The organism is Rhizobium mongolense USDA 1844, from assembly GCF_000419765.1.
Classification (GTDB): domain Bacteria; phylum Pseudomonadota; class Alphaproteobacteria; order Rhizobiales; family Rhizobiaceae; genus Rhizobium; species Rhizobium mongolense.
In genome coordinates this window covers 20,086-36,678 of sequence record NZ_ATTQ01000002.1, presented here as the reverse complement: position 1 = coordinate 36,678, position 16,593 = coordinate 20,086, and the positions used below count along the sequence as shown (strand labels likewise).

General features: G+C 60.5%; 14 protein-coding genes and 1 pseudogene. 8 read left to right on the top strand and 7 right to left on the bottom strand.

Annotated elements, in window-relative coordinates; genetic code table 11:
• The first annotated feature begins 26 nt into the window (after window positions 1–26).
• Together A3C3_RS0103250 and A3C3_RS0103245 are read left to right on the top strand one after the other, a co-directional pair.
• On the top strand, window positions 27–857 hold the full coding sequence (locus A3C3_RS0103250; protein WP_022713182.1) for a sugar phosphate isomerase/epimerase family protein: 831 nt from the start codon (window positions 27–29) through the stop codon (window positions 855–857).
• Window positions 858–894: 37 nt separating this feature from the next.
• The gene (locus tag A3C3_RS0103245; protein WP_022713181.1) at window positions 895–2,169 is read left to right on the top strand and encodes a Gfo/Idh/MocA family protein; all 1,275 of its coding nucleotides are present in this window, start codon (window positions 895–897) and stop codon (window positions 2,167–2,169) included.
• 2 nt (window positions 2,170–2,171) lie between these two features.
• Here A3C3_RS0103245 and A3C3_RS0103240 read toward each other — a convergent pair whose 3' ends face one another.
• The 3 genes from A3C3_RS0103240 to A3C3_RS0103230 are packed head-to-tail and all read right to left on the bottom strand — an operon-like array spanning window position 2,172 to window position 6,070.
• Window positions 2,172–3,182 (bottom strand): hydroxyacid dehydrogenase, encoded by a 1,011-nt coding sequence (locus A3C3_RS0103240; RefSeq protein ID WP_022713180.1) that lies wholly within the window; start codon window positions 3,180–3,182, stop codon window positions 2,172–2,174.
• Entirely contained in the window at window positions 3,179–5,032 is a 1,854-nt protein-coding gene (locus A3C3_RS0103235) for a DUF2264 domain-containing protein (protein WP_028739364.1), read from the bottom strand. Before A3C3_RS0103235 ends, A3C3_RS0103240 begins: the two co-directional genes overlap by 4 nt.
• A 9-nt stretch (window positions 5,033–5,041) precedes the next feature.
• On the bottom strand, window positions 5,042–6,070 hold the full coding sequence (locus A3C3_RS0103230; protein ID WP_022713178.1) for a LacI family DNA-binding transcriptional regulator: 1,029 nt from the start codon (window positions 6,068–6,070) through the stop codon (window positions 5,042–5,044).
• A 139-nt stretch (window positions 6,071–6,209) separates the two neighbouring features.
• On the opposite strand from A3C3_RS0103230, the gene A3C3_RS0103225 reads away from it, so the two are divergent.
• Entirely contained in the window at window positions 6,210–7,499 is a 1,290-nt protein-coding gene (locus tag A3C3_RS0103225; protein WP_022713177.1) for an ABC transporter substrate-binding protein, read from the top strand.
• A 176-nt stretch (window positions 7,500–7,675) separates the two neighbouring features.
• On the opposite strand, the pseudogene A3C3_RS0103215 reads toward A3C3_RS0103225, so the two are convergent.
• Both A3C3_RS0103215 and A3C3_RS0103210 read right to left on the bottom strand, forming a co-directional pair.
• Window positions 7,676–8,475, bottom strand: a pseudogene (locus A3C3_RS0103215) (efflux RND transporter permease subunit); the annotation flags it as partial.
• A gap of 236 nt (window positions 8,476–8,711) precedes the next feature.
• The gene (locus A3C3_RS0103210; RefSeq protein WP_022713174.1) at window positions 8,712–9,659 is read right to left on the bottom strand and encodes a LysR family transcriptional regulator; all 948 of its coding nucleotides are present in this window, start codon (window positions 9,657–9,659) and stop codon (window positions 8,712–8,714) included.
• 112 nt (window positions 9,660–9,771) lie between these two features.
• Between A3C3_RS0103210 and A3C3_RS0103205 the strand changes: the two genes are divergently transcribed.
• The 3 genes from A3C3_RS0103205 (at window position 9,772) to A3C3_RS0103195 (ending at window position 13,217) form a co-directional block, all read left to right on the top strand.
• Complete coding sequence (locus A3C3_RS0103205) at window positions 9,772–11,121, top strand: amidohydrolase family protein (protein WP_022713173.1); 1,350 nt, start codon at window positions 9,772–9,774, stop codon at window positions 11,119–11,121.
• A gap of 64 nt (window positions 11,122–11,185) precedes the next feature.
• Window positions 11,186–12,385, top strand: a complete 1,200-nt coding sequence (locus A3C3_RS0103200; protein WP_022713172.1) for an arabinose transporter — start codon at window positions 11,186–11,188, stop codon at window positions 12,383–12,385.
• A gap of 61 nt (window positions 12,386–12,446) precedes the next feature.
• Complete coding sequence (locus tag A3C3_RS0103195; RefSeq protein WP_022713171.1) at window positions 12,447–13,217, top strand: SDR family NAD(P)-dependent oxidoreductase; 771 nt, start codon at window positions 12,447–12,449, stop codon at window positions 13,215–13,217.
• A 197-nt stretch (window positions 13,218–13,414) separates the two neighbouring features.
• On the opposite strand, the gene A3C3_RS46615 is transcribed toward A3C3_RS0103195, so the two are convergent.
• Window positions 13,415–13,756, bottom strand: a complete 342-nt coding sequence (locus tag A3C3_RS46615; RefSeq protein ID WP_376774913.1) for an NAD(P)-dependent oxidoreductase — start codon at window positions 13,754–13,756, stop codon at window positions 13,415–13,417.
• Window positions 13,757–13,882: 126 nt separating this feature from the next.
• Here A3C3_RS46615 and A3C3_RS0103185 point away from each other — a divergent pair, with 126 nt between their 5' ends.
• Window positions 13,883–14,161 carry a type 2 periplasmic-binding domain-containing protein gene (locus A3C3_RS0103185; RefSeq protein ID WP_145611929.1) on the top strand — a complete coding sequence of 93 codons (279 nt, stop codon included), beginning with the start codon at window positions 13,883–13,885 and terminating at the stop codon, window positions 14,159–14,161.
• Here the strand turns inward: A3C3_RS0103185 and A3C3_RS0103180 are convergent.
• Window positions 14,158–15,576 (bottom strand): aldehyde dehydrogenase family protein, encoded by a 1,419-nt coding sequence (locus A3C3_RS0103180; RefSeq protein ID WP_022713168.1) that lies wholly within the window; start codon window positions 15,574–15,576, stop codon window positions 14,158–14,160. The two genes, A3C3_RS0103185 and A3C3_RS0103180, sit on opposite strands and share 4 nt — an antisense overlap.
• A 101-nt stretch (window positions 15,577–15,677) precedes the next feature.
• On the opposite strand from A3C3_RS0103180, the gene A3C3_RS0103175 reads away from it, so the two are divergent.
• Window positions 15,678–16,574 carry a LysR family transcriptional regulator gene (locus A3C3_RS0103175; protein WP_028739362.1) on the top strand — a complete coding sequence of 299 codons (897 nt, stop codon included), beginning with the start codon at window positions 15,678–15,680 and terminating at the stop codon, window positions 16,572–16,574.
• Window positions 16,575–16,593 lie beyond the last annotated feature (19 nt).

Sequence of the window (16,593 nt, the reverse complement as noted above, 5' to 3'; positions counted from 1 at the left end):
GCCGATCGGGAGCGGGAGGAATTCATATGCAGATCGAAGGACTTTCGATCAATCTTGCGACGATCCGTGAACAATGCGGATTTGGCGAAGCCGTCGATATCTGCCTGAAGCAGGGCATCACCAGGATCGCACCCTGGCGGGAGCAGGTCGCCAAAGTTGGGCTCGCCGAGGCCGTTCGCATCGTCAAATCGAACGGACTGAAGCTGACCGGCCTTTGTCGCGGCGGTTTCTTTCCGGCGGCAAACGAGGCGGGATGGCAGACGAACCTCGACGACAACAGGCGCGCAATCGATGAGGCTGCCGCACTCGGCGCCGATTGCCTCGTGCTCGTCGTCGGCGGGCTGCCGGGCAGTTCCAAGGACATCGGCGCAGCGCGCCAGATGGTGTTCGACGGTATCGCTGCGGTATCGCCGCATGCAGAAGCCGCCGGCATGCCGTTGGCAATCGAACCCCTGCATCCGATGTATGCGGCGGACCGAGCCTGCGTGAACACGCTCGCCCACGCGCTCGATATGTGTGAGCAGCTGGGCGAAAACGTCGGCGTTGCAATCGACGTCTACCATGTCTGGTGGGATCCGGATCTCGCCAACCAGATCGCGCGCGCCGGCCAGATGAAGCGCATCTTCGCGCATCATATCTGCGACTGGCTGGTACCGACAAAGGACATGCTAACCGACCGCGGCATGATGGGCGATGGCGTGATCGATCTCAAAGGGATCCGGCGCATGATCGAGAAGGCAGGCTTCTTCGGCGCGCAGGAGGTCGAAATCTTTTCGGCAGAGAATTGGTGGAAACGGCCAGCGGACGAGGTCATCGCGACCTGCGTCGAGCGGTACCGTCGCTGCTGCCAGGCATAGTTCGATACATTTGAGCACGCATGAGGAGGATCATTCGATGGAGAAACGCCGTTTTGCACTGATCGGGACAGGAAATCGCGGAACCACCATGTGGGGCAAAGAACTGCTCGCCGGTTGGCGCGAACATGTCGATCTCGTCGCGATCGTCGAAAAGAACTCTCTTCGCGGCGAGCGCGCCCGCACGATGATCGGCAGCAATGCGCCGATCTACGAGGATATCGATGCGATGCTGGCCGAGGTCAAACCGGACCTTGTCATCGTCTGCACGCCGGATCACACGCACGATGCGATCGTCGTGCGGGCGCTGGAGGCCGGGATCGACGTCATCACCGAGAAACCGATGACGACCGCAGTCGACAAGATTCGCCGGATCATCGACGCCGAAAAGCGCACCGGCAGGCGCGTCGACGTGTCCTTCAACTACCGCTATGCGCCGACCGCAGCCAAAATCAAGGAATTGCTTAATTCCGGCGAGATCGGCCGCGTCAGTTCGGTCGATTTCCACTGGTACCTGAACACGAAACACGGCGCCGACTATTTCCGCCGCTGGCACGCCTATACCGAAAATTCCGGCAGCCTCTTCGTTCACAAGGCAACGCACCATTTCGATCTGCTGAACTGGTATCTCGACAGCGATCCCGAAGCCGTGACGTCCTTCGCCGATCTACAGAATTACGGCCGCAAGGGCCCCTTCCGCGGCCCACGCTGCAAGCTCTGTCCCCACACGCATGAATGCGACTACTATCTCGATCTGGAGGCAGATCCCTTCCTGGACACACTCTACGAGGAACCGTCTAAGATCGACGGATATTTTCGCGACGGCTGCGTCTTCCGCGAGGATATCGACATTCCGGACACGATGGTCGTCAGCATCCGCTATCGAAACAACGTGCATGTCTCCTATTCGCTGAACACCTTCCAGCCGATCGAAGGCCACCATCTGGCATTCAACGGCACCAAAGGCCGGATCGAAATCCGCCAGTATGAAGCCCAACCCTGGGAGGTGAAGAAAGAGGATGAGATCCTGCTGATCCGGAATTTCCCCAATGGGAAGGAGGCGGTCGAGCGTATCATCGTGCCGCATTCCTCCGGCGGCCACTACGGCGGGGACGACCGGATGCGCAATATGATCTTCAAGCCGGACATGCAGGACAGGCTTCATCAGCGTGCGGGAACGCGTGCCGGGGCCATGTCGGTGCTTTGCGGCATTGCAGCGCTTCAGAGTTCCCGCACCGGCAAGGTCGTCAATCTCGCCGATCTGATGCCTGAGCTTGCCAATGACGACTCGCCGAATTCCCGCAGGGTTGAATAGGCTCAGGCCATCTTTTCGAGATCCGCGAGTGTGACGCCATAACGAAGCGGCTCGCCCTTTAGGAAACGTTCGATCTCGTCCACCGCCATTTCGCCGAGGCGCATGCGCTCCAGTCCGACGGCGCCTGCAATATGGGGCGTCAGGAACAGATTCGGCAGATCGTAAAAGGCCGATGAAGGTTCGGGGATTTCCGGGTCCGTGACATCGATGATGGCATCGATGCGGCCGGTTGCAAGCCTCGCCAGCAGCGCAGCTTCATCGATGATTGCGCCTCTAGCTGTGTTGATGAGCGTTGCGCCGTCCTTCATCAAAGCCAGCCTGTCCGCATCGATCATATGTTGCGTGGAAGGCAGGGACGGCGCGTGAAGCGAAATGATGTCGGAAACCCTCATGAGCGTATCCAGATCGACCTTCTCTGCTCCAAGCCCCTGAGCTTCAGCCATGCTAATCGTCGGATCGAAAAGGACAAGCTGGTAGTCAAACGGCTTCAGCAACTCGATGACGCGACGGCCGATCCGCGATGCGCCAATGATGCCGACCGTGCGCCGGTAGTTGCCGATCGCCAAACGCTGCATCGGGTGGGTGCGATCACGGTTGCGGTCTGCCACGTAATGGTCGCGGAAGCGGAAAACTTGTTTGCCGGCAAAGAGAATGGCTGCGAGCGTAAACTCAGCAACCGGTGTGGCATTGGCTTCCGCGGCATGGCTGACCGCAATCCCGGCCCTGAAAATCTCTTCACCGATAATGCCTTTGACGGTGCCGGCCGCATGAGCGACAATCTTCAGACGCCTCGCTGCGGCGAGCACCTCACCGCCCACCTGCGGCGCGCCCCAGCCTGTAATGAGGATTTCCGTCTCCGCGAGCACGCGTCGGGCGCGCTCATCAGAGAAATTCTGCAGCGGTTCGCGGTCGAGCAAGCGGCCGATGACTTCCAGGCGTTGAAGCAACTCATCCGAGACGACATGTTCCGTGCGCCCCGGATGCATGGCAAGCGCGATGCCGGGACGGCTCATGGCATCTGTCCCGGCGCGACAATGGCGCTGACAGACATGCCGTACTCCTTCACCTGCTGTTCCAAAGCTCCAATGTCCGGGACAACAGGGCGCTTCATCCAAACCCCGGAAACAGCTTGCGGATCATTGACTGCGAGCACTGCCGTGATCAGCACGCTCTCACCTGCGGGGATTTCGCCGCGCAACTGCGGCACCAATGTCTTTGCAACAATAAGGTTCGTATTCGGCAAGGCTTTCTGCGCAAGGCCGGTGCGCGTCACGGTCGAGCCAAGATCGGCGATGCCGGAAAAATCACTCTCGCCGATGACATGCGCGGCACCTGCTTCTGCCGAAAGCGTATCAAGATCGAAATCCCGTTTGGCGATCGCGAAGCCGCCTTCGGACGTCTGCAGCGCACGTGGCGTATTGATCCTGTGAACGCGAATATGCCAGGGCGCTGCCGGTACGAGCCATGTTTCGACCGAGACATCCTTGAACGGCGACCACTTCGAATAAAGCACGTTGCCGGCAATCTTGGCTTCCGCATTCGTCTCGCGAACTCGGTAATGCAATCCATCGTCGCTGAAAGCCAGCGCCGAATCAAAAGCGCCGCCGGCGAAATTTCGCTCGTCGGCCTCAACACTGAATCCGTAGCGCGCTGAATATGCGAATTTTGCGTATTTTTCCGTCCCAAAACGCATCTGCAAATTTTCCTGGCCGGAGGAAAGCGCCACGACATCGCCGCCCGCTCGTATCATGACCATGCCCGGGTGGCGCTGCGGGGAGACGGCGACCGCTTCCGGCGCCGTTTCCTTTGACGTCCAGAACGGATGATCTGCTGGAATTGCGAGCGGCAAGAAGGCCTTGAAAGCCCAATAGGGCGAGCCTGCAGAATTATAACTCTCCGACATTAGCAGATTGGGATAGCCGAAACCGATTGAAAGGATGCCGTCTCGGTTCGTCATCGGCTTGTCCCTCCACCAGCGCAGATGCTGGAGGCAAAGATGCTTGACTTCACCCCAAGGCAAAGCTTCGAGGTCGGCGAAGGCAAGCGCTGACCAGAAACCTGCGCAGGCGAAGCGGTATGTCAGGCTGCGGCCGAAGGGGATCGTCGCCCCATCGGCTGCAAACCAGTTCTTGAAATCCTTCGCAAAGAGCACGGCCCGTTCGCGGTATCGCTTGGCATAGTCATCATCGACAAGCTTCGAATAAATCAGGCCGTAAAAGTGCATCGCGAAGGGAATGTAGTGATCGATACGGCGGACATTGCCGTCGCGATACCAGCCATCGTCGATATAGAAGCCCTCCAGCTCTTCCAGATATTGCCTAGTGAGGCTGCGATCGAAATCCGCGCCCAATCGGTCAAGCGCGATATCGACGAAGATGCGGAAGAACTTCCAGTTGTTGTCGGCGTAGTCAAATTGGCGCGCGTGCTTGAGATAAGCGATGACGTTGTTGCGGGCACGCCCATCTAGTGGCTCCCAGATCTTTTCCGGGACAAGCGCCAGCGCAAAACCGAGCGCGGCAAGCTCCACCATGCGCTGGTCGCGGCCGTTGACCGTGCCCCAATATTCCGGATGCTGCGGATCGGCGCCATTAGCGAGGCCTTCGGCGAAACGGTTCCAATGCTCGAACCGGCCGTTTCCCGCACCCAAAGGAGCAAGACCCCACAGAGGCCGGGCGAAGCCTTCCAGATCGGCCGCGGCACGATCGAAATGCGCGCCGGCGCCATCCAGCCGCACGCGGGCATTGCCCTTCGAAAAATAGGGCAGCAGTGGATCGAAGAGATCGAGAAGCGCGCGGCCCATGTCCTCGCGGGTTTCGAGCGGGTTGCCTGCAAGCGGATTGGCGCTGGCCGGATCATAGGTCATCGGAATCACTCATGAGGTTGCAACATCAGATACGGTGCCCCCGGCAACGGGGATGACCCCGTGGCATACATGACGAGCGGGGGCCGCCCGGTCGCGGAAACGGGACATCATCAGACCGATCGCCTCCCGGCCAAGCGCCGCACGATCGACGCGCATGGTGGAAAGCGGCGGATTGGTCATCAATGCGCAGGGCAGATCGTCGAAACCGACGATCGCGAAGTCTTCCGGCACCCGAAGGCCAGCTTCCGTGACGGCTTCCAAGACACCGACTGCGATAAAATCGTTCATGCAGAAGGCGGCAGTGAAACCGGCATTCTCCGCAAGAATCGCCGCCGTCAGCTCATGCGCCTCGCGGCTGGCACTGCCATGAAACGTCATCGGCACAAGCCGGCCTTCTGCATCCGGGACCGAGGTTATCGCCGCCTCGAAACCGCGAACACGCTCGCGGATCGTATTGCGGTGGGAACCGGTCAGATGGAGGATGCGGCGGTGGCCGGCCTTCAGCAGCCGCTGGGCAGCCTCGAAGGCACCGAAAAAATTGGAAGGCGAAACACCGTCGAGGCGGAGCTGAGGATCCGTCCCGTTCACGAGGACAACCGGAACCTTCTCGTCGTCGATCCAGCCACGCAAAGCCCCACTCGGATCAATGCCGACGAGAAAGAGACCCTCGGCGCGCGCCGACTTCATATAGTCTCGAATGACTTCGGGCGTCGCGCGGTCTTCCCGGATGAGGCGAACCTCAAACGACATGCCGTGCTCGGCCGCCGCCGTACGCAGACCCTCGACGATGGACTCGTAGAAAACGCTCAGTCCGCCCGTGACGCCATCGCTGGCAATCAGCGCAAGTCCGCCCGGAACCGCTTCCGGAGCAGACCTCACCTGGTATCCATGCTCGGCCGCCACCCGCAGAATATGTTCGCGCACGCTCTCGCTTATGCCTGGCTCATTGGCAAGCACGCGTGAAACCGTCGAAACGGAGACGCCTGCCAAGGCTGCGATGTCGGCCTGACGCGGCCGTCTCGGTTTGATTTCGTTCATAACTCAAACATATGCAAATCATGCAAATTTGCAACGAGAATATAATTTGTTGCAAACCGAAATTATTTGCGTACTCTACCGGTGACATGCTCGAGAACCGTTGGAGGACGGCACGGGCAGACGACAAAGGAGGATCATCATGCAGATCAATCGACGTTCATTTCTGATGGGCTCGGCCGGTGTGGCTACGGGCCTCGCATTCGGCGCGGGTAGTGCCATGCCGGCATTTGCCGACGACGCGCAACTGCGTGCTATGTGGTGGGGTTCTAACGACCGCGCCAAGCGCACGCTGGAGGTTGCAAAGCTCTATCAGACCAAGACACCGGGCGTCACGATCGTCGGCGAGTCGCTCAGCGGCGACGGCTATTGGACGAAGCTCGCGACGCAGATGGCTGGCCGCGCGATCGCCGATGTGTTCCAGCTCGAGCCCAGCACGATCTCCGATTACTCAAAGCGCGGCGCCTGCATGCCCCTCGACGAGTTCGTTCCCTCGGCTCTCAAGGTCGACACCTTCGGCAAGGATATGCTGAACCTGACCACCGTCGATAGCAAGCTCTATGGCATCGGCCTCGGCCTTAACTCCTTTGCGCTCTTTTTCGATCAGACCATCTTTGAAAAGGCTGGACTTCCCTTGCCGACGCCGGACCTCACTTGGGACGAATATGCCAAACTGGCCGTCGAGCTTACAAAAGCTGCCGGCAAGGACAATTACTGGGGCGGCCCTTACGGCGCCCGCTATGCCTATGTCTTTGATGCCTGGCTGCGCCAGCGCGGCAAGAGCCTTTACGCCAATGGCAGCCTGGGCTTCGACGTCGAGGATGCCAAGGAGTGGTACAGCTTCTGGGAGGACCTGCGCAAGAAGGGTGGCACGGTCGCGGCGGATGTACAGACGCTCGACCAGAACACCATCGATACCAACTGCCTGGCGCTTGGCAAATCGGCGATCGGCATGGCCTATTCAAACCAGCTCGTCGGCTATCAGCTGATCTCGAAGAATAAACTGGCGATCACCATGCTGCCGCGCGAAAGGAAGGGTGGTCCCTCCGGCCATTACTACCGTCCCGCGCTTATCTGGAGTATCGGAGCGACGACGAAGAACGGCGAAGCGGCCGCCAAGTTCATCGACTTCTTCGTCAACGACATCGACGCCGGCAAGATCCTCGGAGTGGAACGGGGCGTACCGATGTCGGCGACCGTCCGCGAGGCGATCCTGCCGAACCTTAACCCGACGGAGCAGGATACCGTCAAGTACGTCAACCTTCTTAAGGATCAGGTCGGCGATTACCCGGCACCGGCCCCGCTTGGCGCGACAGAGTTCGACCAGCGCGTCCTTCGGCCCCTCGCTGACGAGCTCGCGTTCGAACGCACGACCCCCGCCGATGCCGCCGCTCGCCTGGTGGAACAAGGCAAGGCAACGATCAGAAGCTGAATCCAGGCTTCTCCTCCCGGGAGGGCCCGCCCTCGTGACTGACAACTTTCAGGGGTCAGTTCAGCGTGGCGGGCCTCTTTATTGAGCGTTGGTTGCGGGCTCCGGCCCCGCAGATAGGCGGGCGCGCCGAGGCGGCGGGCGACGGTAAACGGTTCCCCGAGTGCTGAGCCCGAATGCTAGGAATGTGCGGGTTTCCGCTCCACCAGGTTCTCTCTCCTTATCCGGAACCACGCCACATAGAGCGCCGGAGGGAAAAGAAGCGTCAGTGCGGTACCGACGACAATGCCCCCCATCATGGCGTAGGCCATGGGATCCCAGAAGACTTCCCGGGAGATTGGAATGAGCGCCATTGTCGCGCCGCCGCCGTCAACATGATCGGACGCATCCGGTGCTCCGTCGCCTCGACGACGGCGCGCCATGGCGGCACGCCTTCGCTCCGAAGCTGTTCAATCTGCACGACCAGGATGACAGAGTTTCGGATCAGGATCCCTATAAGCGCAAGCACGCCAAGAATTGCGAATCCCATGGGCGCGTTGCTGAAGAGCAGTGCTATAACCACACCGATGAGTGCCGTCGGAGCCACTGCGAACACCAGGAACAACCTGCTGAAGCTTTGCAACTGGATCATCAGGATCGTCGCCATGGCAAACAACATCAGCGGCGCGACCGCAGCGATCGGTCCTTGCGCCTTGGCGCTTTCCTCGACGGAACCACTGTTGGCGATGCTGTAGCCGGCTGGAAGACCCTTGCGGAACGCATCGACTTTGGGCTGTAGTTCGGTGACGATAGTCGCCGGCTGTGTCGGCCCGACGACGGCAGCCTTGATGGTAATTGTCGGCGTGCGCGTGCGACGCCAGATCATCGGCTGCTCCAGCTCGTAGCGGAAATTGGCAACTGCCGAGAGCGGTACCGATTTGCCGTTTGAGCCAGGCAGCTGAAGGTTCTGCAGCGTCTCGATGGAGCCGCGCTCACGCGCGGTGGATGTCGTGATCGGCAGCCGCGATTTTGACGATGACGAATCGTTCCGTACCGGTCTTTTCGAACGCAAGCTCGGTCCGTCGACGCCTTATGTGATCTGTGCAGCTCCGGCCTATTTCGCAGCCGTCCGATGGCAACGGCGAAGACCGAGATCACGATGGTTGTCGCGTTGGCCTAACGCAGAGGAGCTTCTCGAGCTCCGCCCCCTCACGCTTTATTACCAATACTACAATCTCAACTTCCCTCTTTCCAACTCTGTTCCCTTGGCGCCGAACGCTCGAGTCCCATTGCGATCTCGGCGCAGAAGTCTATGAAGGCCCTCACCTTTGCCGGCGGATGTTTGCGCGATGGATGGAAGGCAAACAGCGGGAAACGCTCCCCATGCCAGTCCGGGAAAAGGTCGACCAACGATCCTCTCGCCAGCGCCTGCCCAATGCCCCAACCGATAACCTGAGCGATGCCCGTTCCCGCGAGGCATTCGTCGAGCATCGCCTTTGGGTCAGTGAAGGTCAGCGGTCCCGTTGTCGGAAAATCGATGGCCTCGTCGCCCCGGATGAACTCCCATTCGAAGGGCCGCCCGGTATAGGGGTCGAGAAATTGCAGACATCGATGAGCGGTGAGGTCGCGGGGATGCGCCGGGCGACCATGGCGCTCCAGATAGCGAGGCGACGCCACGGTCAGGATCGGCGCTTCTATCAGCTTTCGCGCAACCAGGCTGGCAAGACGTGGCTCACCGAAACGGATCGCAAGATCGATCCCGTCCGCGACAAGATCGCCGACATGCTCCTTGGTCACGAACTCGATTGAGAGATCGGGATGTCTTTCACAGAAGGTACCGAGCCGGCCTGCGAGCACGAGTGGCAGAAAGAACGGATCGATATCCACTTTCAGGCGGCCGCGTACCGCTGACGCCGCACCGGAGGCGACCACGGCGGCATCTTCGATCGCGTTCAGGTGCGGTTTCACCTCTTGGTAGAAACGTCGTCCTTCGTCGGTCAGGGTCACCGAGCGCGTTGTCCGATCGAGCAGTCGCACTCCAAGGCGCGTCTCCAGACGGCCGATCGCTCGGCTGACGCCGGAGTCGGTGATGCCGATCAATTCGGCGGCTTTGACGAAGCTGCCGCCTTCAACGACGGCGGCAAGTACGCTTACCCCGGAGAGAATCCGTCCATCGAAAGACATGCGACAACTCCTGACTTTTCGTCAGGAAACATCTGACATAAGCGCAATTAAATCAAGCACTCTGCGGAGCGATAACGGTCCTGCCCGATAAGAACGCTGAAAGGACCAAGTCATGAGCAACCTCAACAATCACCGCACGCTCTTTAAGGGCGGCACGATCTTAACGATGGACAGGACCGTCCCCAATCTTGCAACCGGCGACTTGCTTGTCGAAGGCGACAAGATAGCAGCCATCGCCCCAAATGTCCCCCTCGGCAATGCAACCGTCATCGACGCCTCCGGCAGCATAATAATGCCGGGCCTGATCGACGCCCATCACCATATGTGGCTAGGCGTCATGCGCCGCATGATGCCCGATGTTGATGATCTCTTTGCCTATATCGATGTCGTCGCGGAAAAGCTGGGCGCCCATTACCGCCCGCTCGACATGTATCTCAGCACAAAGATCACAGCGCTTGCGTGTATCGATGCCGGCATCACGACCGTCATCGATGCGTGCCATTCCTCCCGCAGCCCCGAACACACCGACGCGGCCCTCGATGCCCTTGACGACAGTGGCATCCGCGCCTTGCACATGGTGGGCGCGGCCATGGACAGGAAGGCGTCTACTACGCATCTGCCCGGCGACCTGAAGCGGCTGGCCAGCAACTGGAGCAGCGGTACTGGTCTTGTGGGCGTCGGCCTGTTCGGACAGCTCAACCTCGACTGGTGGAAGGTCGCCCGTAGCCTCGATATGCGTATCCTGACCGAGTTCATCGGCGATCTTGCCAAGTTAGGGCCGGAGTTCGCGGAAAAGGGCGTGCTGGGTCCGCAAAACATCTTCAATCATTGCACCCGGGTTCCGCAGGAAACGTGGCGACTGCTTGCCGATGCCGGCGTGAACATCACGGTCAACCCGCGCTCGGACGCACTGTTCGGCTTCGATGACGAGAGTTTCGCCTATCAGCAAGCTATCGACCACGGCCTGACCCCGGCCATCGGCATCGACCTCGACACTGCCTTCGGCAGCGACATGTTTGGCGAGATGCACGCCCTGTTTTCGCAGCAGCGCTCGGCCATGCGCTACCGCAAATTCCGGGGCGAAGAGAACGTGCCTTCGCCGATCACCGTCGAGCGCGTCCTCAACGCGGCAACCATCAACGGTGCACGCGCCGCGGGACTTGAGGGTGCGGTCGGCTCGCTGGCGCCCGGCAAGCAAGCCGACATCATCATGGTGCGCACCGACGGCGTCGCCGTCCTCCCCGTCAACAACGCCGTCGGCACAATCGTCCAGGCGGTCGCGCGCTCGGATGTCGATACGGTCATGGTCGCTGGCGAGATCCGCAAGCGTGGAGGAAAGCTGGTGGGCGCCGATCTCATCAAGCTGACGGCGGACGTCACCGCCTCGCGCGCCTACCTGATGGAAAAGAGCGGCTATCGCCCGGACCTGTTCGACACATCCGCCCCCACAAAGACGGCCTGAACCGGAAGCGCTGCCGGCTCCTGGCGGCGCTGTCACCCACAAGCTATTCAGCATGGAGGCTGTCATGTCAGCATCTGTTATCAACGCCACGGCCGAACCGAAGGCTGCTCCTACAAATCTTTCCCGCCCTGCCAGCGGCATCATCGCAGCGCTCTTCTGTGGCTATCTCGCAGTTGGGCTGCCGCTTCCCGTCATGCCGCTCTTCATCCACGACAACCTCGGCTTCGGCAATCTCGTCGTCGGCCTGGTGATCGGCATCCAGTTCCTCGCCACTGTGCTCAGCCGCGGCTATGCGGGGCGCCTGACCGACATCCACGGCGGCAAGCGTTCCGCCTTGCAGGGTGTCGCAGTCAGCACGACCGCAGGGCTGCTTTATCTCGCCGTGGCCATGCCCGGGCTGTCGCCGAACGTCAGTCTTGCAATTGTCATTCTCGGCCGCCTAGCCGCCGGTCTCGGCGAGAGCCTGTTCGTCACTGGCTGTGTCTCCTGGTCGATTGCTTCGGTCGGACCGCAACGCGCCGGCATTTCGATGGCGTGGACCGGCACTGCCATGTTCGCGGCTCTGGCGATCGGTGCGCCGATTGGCATGGCGCTCTATCAGGGCTATGGCCTGGAAGCCGCAATAGTTGCTTGCGTTGTGGCGCCAGTGACTGCGGCTGCAATCGCCTTGCGTGAGATTCCCTACGCGACAGCCGCCGGCCCTCGCCTGCCCTTCTACAAGGTAATCGGGCAAATTTGGCGCGAAGGCGCCGGCCTGATGCTGCAAGGCGTCGGACTGTCGGGCCTCACCGCGTTCGCCTCGCTTTATTTCGCAGCACATCACTGGGACAATGCCGGCTTGGTCATGACCGCCTTCGGTGCCGGTTTCATCTTCGTACGGATTGTCTTCGGCTCTCTGCCCGACAGAATGGGCGGCTATCGCATCGCACTCTGGTCATTCGTGATCGAGGCAATCGGCCAGGCCATAATTTGGACAGCGCCAAGCGAGGCTGTAGCGCTCGGCGGAGCACTGGTGACTGGCTTTGGTTGCGCGCTGGTCTTTCCCGCTCTTGGCGTGGAAGCCTTGAAGCGGGTGCCTCCCGCCAACCGCGGCAGTGCCTTGGGCGCCTTCGTAGCCTTCCTCGACATTGCCTATGGCGTTTCAGGTCCAGTCGCGGGCGTCATCGCCGGACAATTCGGCTATGCTTCTGTTTATCTGTTCGGTGCCGCCTGCGCCCTCGCCGGTGCCACGCTCGCCCTGATGGCCCGCGTTTCGCAATCCTGACCATTGTTCCACGTTGCCGGCGAGAAGAAGTCGCCGCCGTCCACACAAAGGAGATTTCCCAATGTCCCGCATCTTCATTACCGGATCGTCCACCGGCCTTGGCCTCATGGCGGCTGAGCTTCTAGCCGAGCAAGGTCATCAGGTCGTTCTTCATGCCCGAAGCGCCGCCCGTGCCAGCGATGCCCGCCGCGCTCTGCCACAGGCCGAGGCCGCCGTGACGGGCGACCTTGAAACCATCGCGGGCGCCAAGCTTGTTGCCGCCGAGGTCAAAAAACTCGGCCACTTCGATGCCGTGATCCACAATGCCGCCGTCGGATACCGCGAAGCCCATCGCCTCACCTCCGATGGCCTGCCACATGTCTTCGCCATCAACACTCTCTCTGCCTACATCCTGACCGCCCTTATCGACCGGCCCAAACGGCTCGTCTTTCTCTCTTCCGGCATGCATCATCATGCAGACGCCAATCTCGACGATATGCTCTGGAAAAACCGCCGGTGGAACGGATCGGAAGCCTACGCAGAAAGCAAGCTGCACGATGCCATGCTCGCCTTCGCGGTCGCGCGCCGCTGGAAGGATGTATTCTCGAATTCGCTGGAACCGGGCTGGGTGCCCACCAAGATGGGCGGTCCCGGCGCGCCTGACGACATGGCGCAGGCGCATCTCACGCAAGCGTGGCTCGCGGCCGGCGACGACCCGAAAGCGGATGTGACCGGAGAATATTTCTATCACATGAAGCGTCGGTCCGCGAACCCGCAAGCTCATGATCCGGAGCTTCAAGGCCGGCTTATCGCCATCTGCGAGGAGATTTCCGGCATGCCCCTGCCGGGATGATTCACCTGCTGACAGTTGTAGCGGATCCCCGTTCGCGATCTGCTGGAGAAGTGAGGGCGCGGCGCACTTCGCGCGGAGATCGCCGCGACCTTGCCTCTCGAGGAGGCTGTGGATGCGCAGCGCTGCTGGCGGACCGCTTCCGCCGTGAAAAAGTTGTCGTCCCGTGATCGACCGCGCCGCCGCGTTGCTGTCCCACCTCACGCAACGCGATTTACCAATTGCTCGCCGGCATGAAGACGCAGAATATTCTCTGCGACACCCTTGGCGATGTCGCTCATCGAACTTCTGGTGATCCCGCCAAATGCGGCGTCGCGATGACGTTCGGCAAATCGAGCAAGGGATCCGTGGCGTCGAACGGCTCCTTCGAAAAAAACATCCAGACCGGCGCCGCCCAAATGCTCGTCGCGCAGCGCGTCAAACAAAGCCTCATAGTCCACGAGGCCGCCCCGAGCGACATTGACCAGCCGGTGCCTCTCGGCATAGATCGCAGTTCCTTCTCGCCGATAACACCGGCATTGTCCTGTGACGGCCGCAGGCATAGGATCAAGCCGTCTGTCTCGGCAAGGTAGGCATATCTCTTTTCCGATGAATAGACCCCGGTTGACCTGCTTTCTCACGAGTGCATAAGGGCGCGGCTTCCAAGCGGCGTGATCATGGATTGGGAAATGGGCCGCCGCCCCCGCGAATATGCGGAATCGAAGGTGTCGCGCAGGTTGATCGTCGGACCTACGGAACTTGCTGCAAAGGCTGCGGCGAGCGGGCTTGGCATTGCCTATACGGATGCGCGGGAGGCCGCGCCCTTCCTTGAGAGCTGCGAGATCTTGCAGATCATGGCAGACTGGACGCCGTCGCTCGGCAGCGAAGCTGCTCTATTGTCCGGAGACCCGCTTGCCGTCTGCCGCCTCCAGGTCGTCCGTCACCTTTATCCGCGCCAGAAGGGTTAAGGCGTAAGGATCGCGCGGGGCTCCAGCAATTCGTCCAGACCGTAGGATCCAATTTCGCGTCCCAACCCGGACTGCTTGAAGCCGCCAAAAGGCGCGCGGGGATCGTGTGGCGCGCCGTTGATCACGACCCTGCCAGCCATCAGCCGATCCGCGAAGCACCGTGCACGGTCGACGTCCGCCGAAAGTACATAGGCTTGCAGACCATAAACGCTGTCGTTTGCAATGGCGGCTGCCTCGTTCTCATCGTCATAGCCGATCAGGCAGATCACTGGTCCGAATATTTCCTCACGCGCAATCCGCATTTGGTTGGTCACATCAGCGAAGATTGTCGGCCGAGCGAACCAGCCTTTCTCGACACCACCGGGACGCCCCTCCCCGCCCGTCAGCAACGTGGCGCCCTCTCGCAGCCCAAGTCGGATATAGGACTGTACCCGCTCCCACTGAGCCGCATTGGCAAGTGGTCCGATACGAATTTGGGGATCGCGAGCATCGCCAACCTTTAGCCCCTCCGTTTCATTCGTTAGGCGCCGCGCCACCTCGGCGAGCCGTGCACGTGGGGCAAGAATGCGGGTGCCGGCCACACAGGCCTGTCCGCTGTTGGTGAAGCCAGCCATCAGGGCAATCGGGATTGCCGTGTCGAGTTCTGCGTCAGGCAGTAGAACCGTAGGTCCCTTGCCACCGAGTTCGAGGATGACCCGCTTCATGCCGTCTATTGCTGCGCGCTGGATGATCCTTGCCGCCGCCGTGGAGCCCGTGAAGCTGATAGTCGCCACATCTGGGTCGCCGGTAAGGGCCGCACCCACCACCGGGCCGGTTCCGTTGACGATGTTGAAGATGCCGCCCGGAAGACCTGCCGCATGCAGCCTCTCTGCAAATACCTGGGTCTGCATTGCACTCTGTTCGGCCGGCTTGATGACGATGGTCGAGCCGGACCCAATGGCATGAGCGATCTTGGTAGCCATAAAGCCGAAATTGCTGTTCCACGGGGTGATCGCAGCGATCACGCCTCGCGGCAGCATCTTCACAGCGCTTCGTCCTGCAACGCGATCGAAGTCGTACGCACCGACAGTCTCAGCCATAATATCGAAAATGGAAGTCGCATTCCGTACTGAGAACGCCGCGAAATAAGCCGGCGCGCCATACTCCTCGGTCATGGTTTCGATTAGTTCGCTAGGCCGTGCAGCGACAGCGTCACGCAGGCTGTTGAGCATGTCAATGCGCTCTGCCTTTGTTGTGGCGGCCATGGCGGGAAATGCCTGCTTTGCCGCAAGAACGGCGCTGCGTGTGTCCTTCTCATTGGCAATCCGCACCTCGCCGATTCTTTCCTCGGTAGCTGGATTATAGAGGTCAAGCCTCTGATCCCCGTCTGGAATTACGAATTGGCCATCGATGTAAACGTGTTCGACTTTATGCATCCCTCAGTCCTCATATTGTCCTGGCATGAGAAATATGAAGGCATTACAGTTGAGTAAATCCACGCGAGCGTTGACGGACTGATGAGGGAAATAGATCAATGATCCAAGCGAGCCTCCCGGAACTGCAGGCGGTTACGGCCGTCGCCCGCAGGGGTGGGTTTCGAGCCGCAGCACGTGAACTGGGGATCTCGTCCTCTGCCGTGAGTCACGCCGTATCTGGTCTTGAAGCGCGGATCGGCGTGAGATTGTTCAACCGCACGTCCCGCAGTGTGGCGCTGACCGCGGCAGGCGAACGTCTGGCGGCAGAAATCGCTCCTGCACTGGCGATAATCGGCGTGGCACTTGAAAACGCCGGGAGCGAAGGACCGGATCCTACAGGCGTGTTGCGTCTTAACATGGCGCTGGGTGCTGCACGAATGCTGCTTGCGCCCTTGATTCTGGAATTTCTGCGCCTCTACCCGCGCATGGCGGTGGAAATCATCACCGAGGATGCACTGATCGACGTGATCGGCGAGGGCTTCGACGCAGGCGTGCGGCTGAAGGAATTCGTCTCGCCGGATATGATCGCCGTTCCATTGATCCCCAGAATGCGTTCAGTGGTGGTAGGGGCACCCAGCTATTTCGAGAAACGGGATAAACCTGTTCTGCCCCACGACCTTCTAACACACGAATGCATCCGCCCGCGTATGGCGAGTGGACGCTACTATCACTGGGAATTCGAACAGCAGGGGCAAGAGATCCGTATCGATGTGCCAGGCCGGCTGGTTCTCGACGAAAGCGGGCTGATGCTGGAGGCGGCACTTGACGGAGCCGGGCTTGGCTATTTGGCGGAGCATTCGGTAGCGCCCTATGTCGCCAACGGCAGGCTCGTCCAGGTTCTGGACGACTGGACGCCCTCGTACGAGGGCCTGTGCCTCTACTACAGTGGCCGCCGGCACTTACCGGCAAAGCTAAGAGCTTTCATCGATCTGGCGAAACGCTTCGCCGCAAGAGTTTGAGCTCACGGGCAGGTCTCAT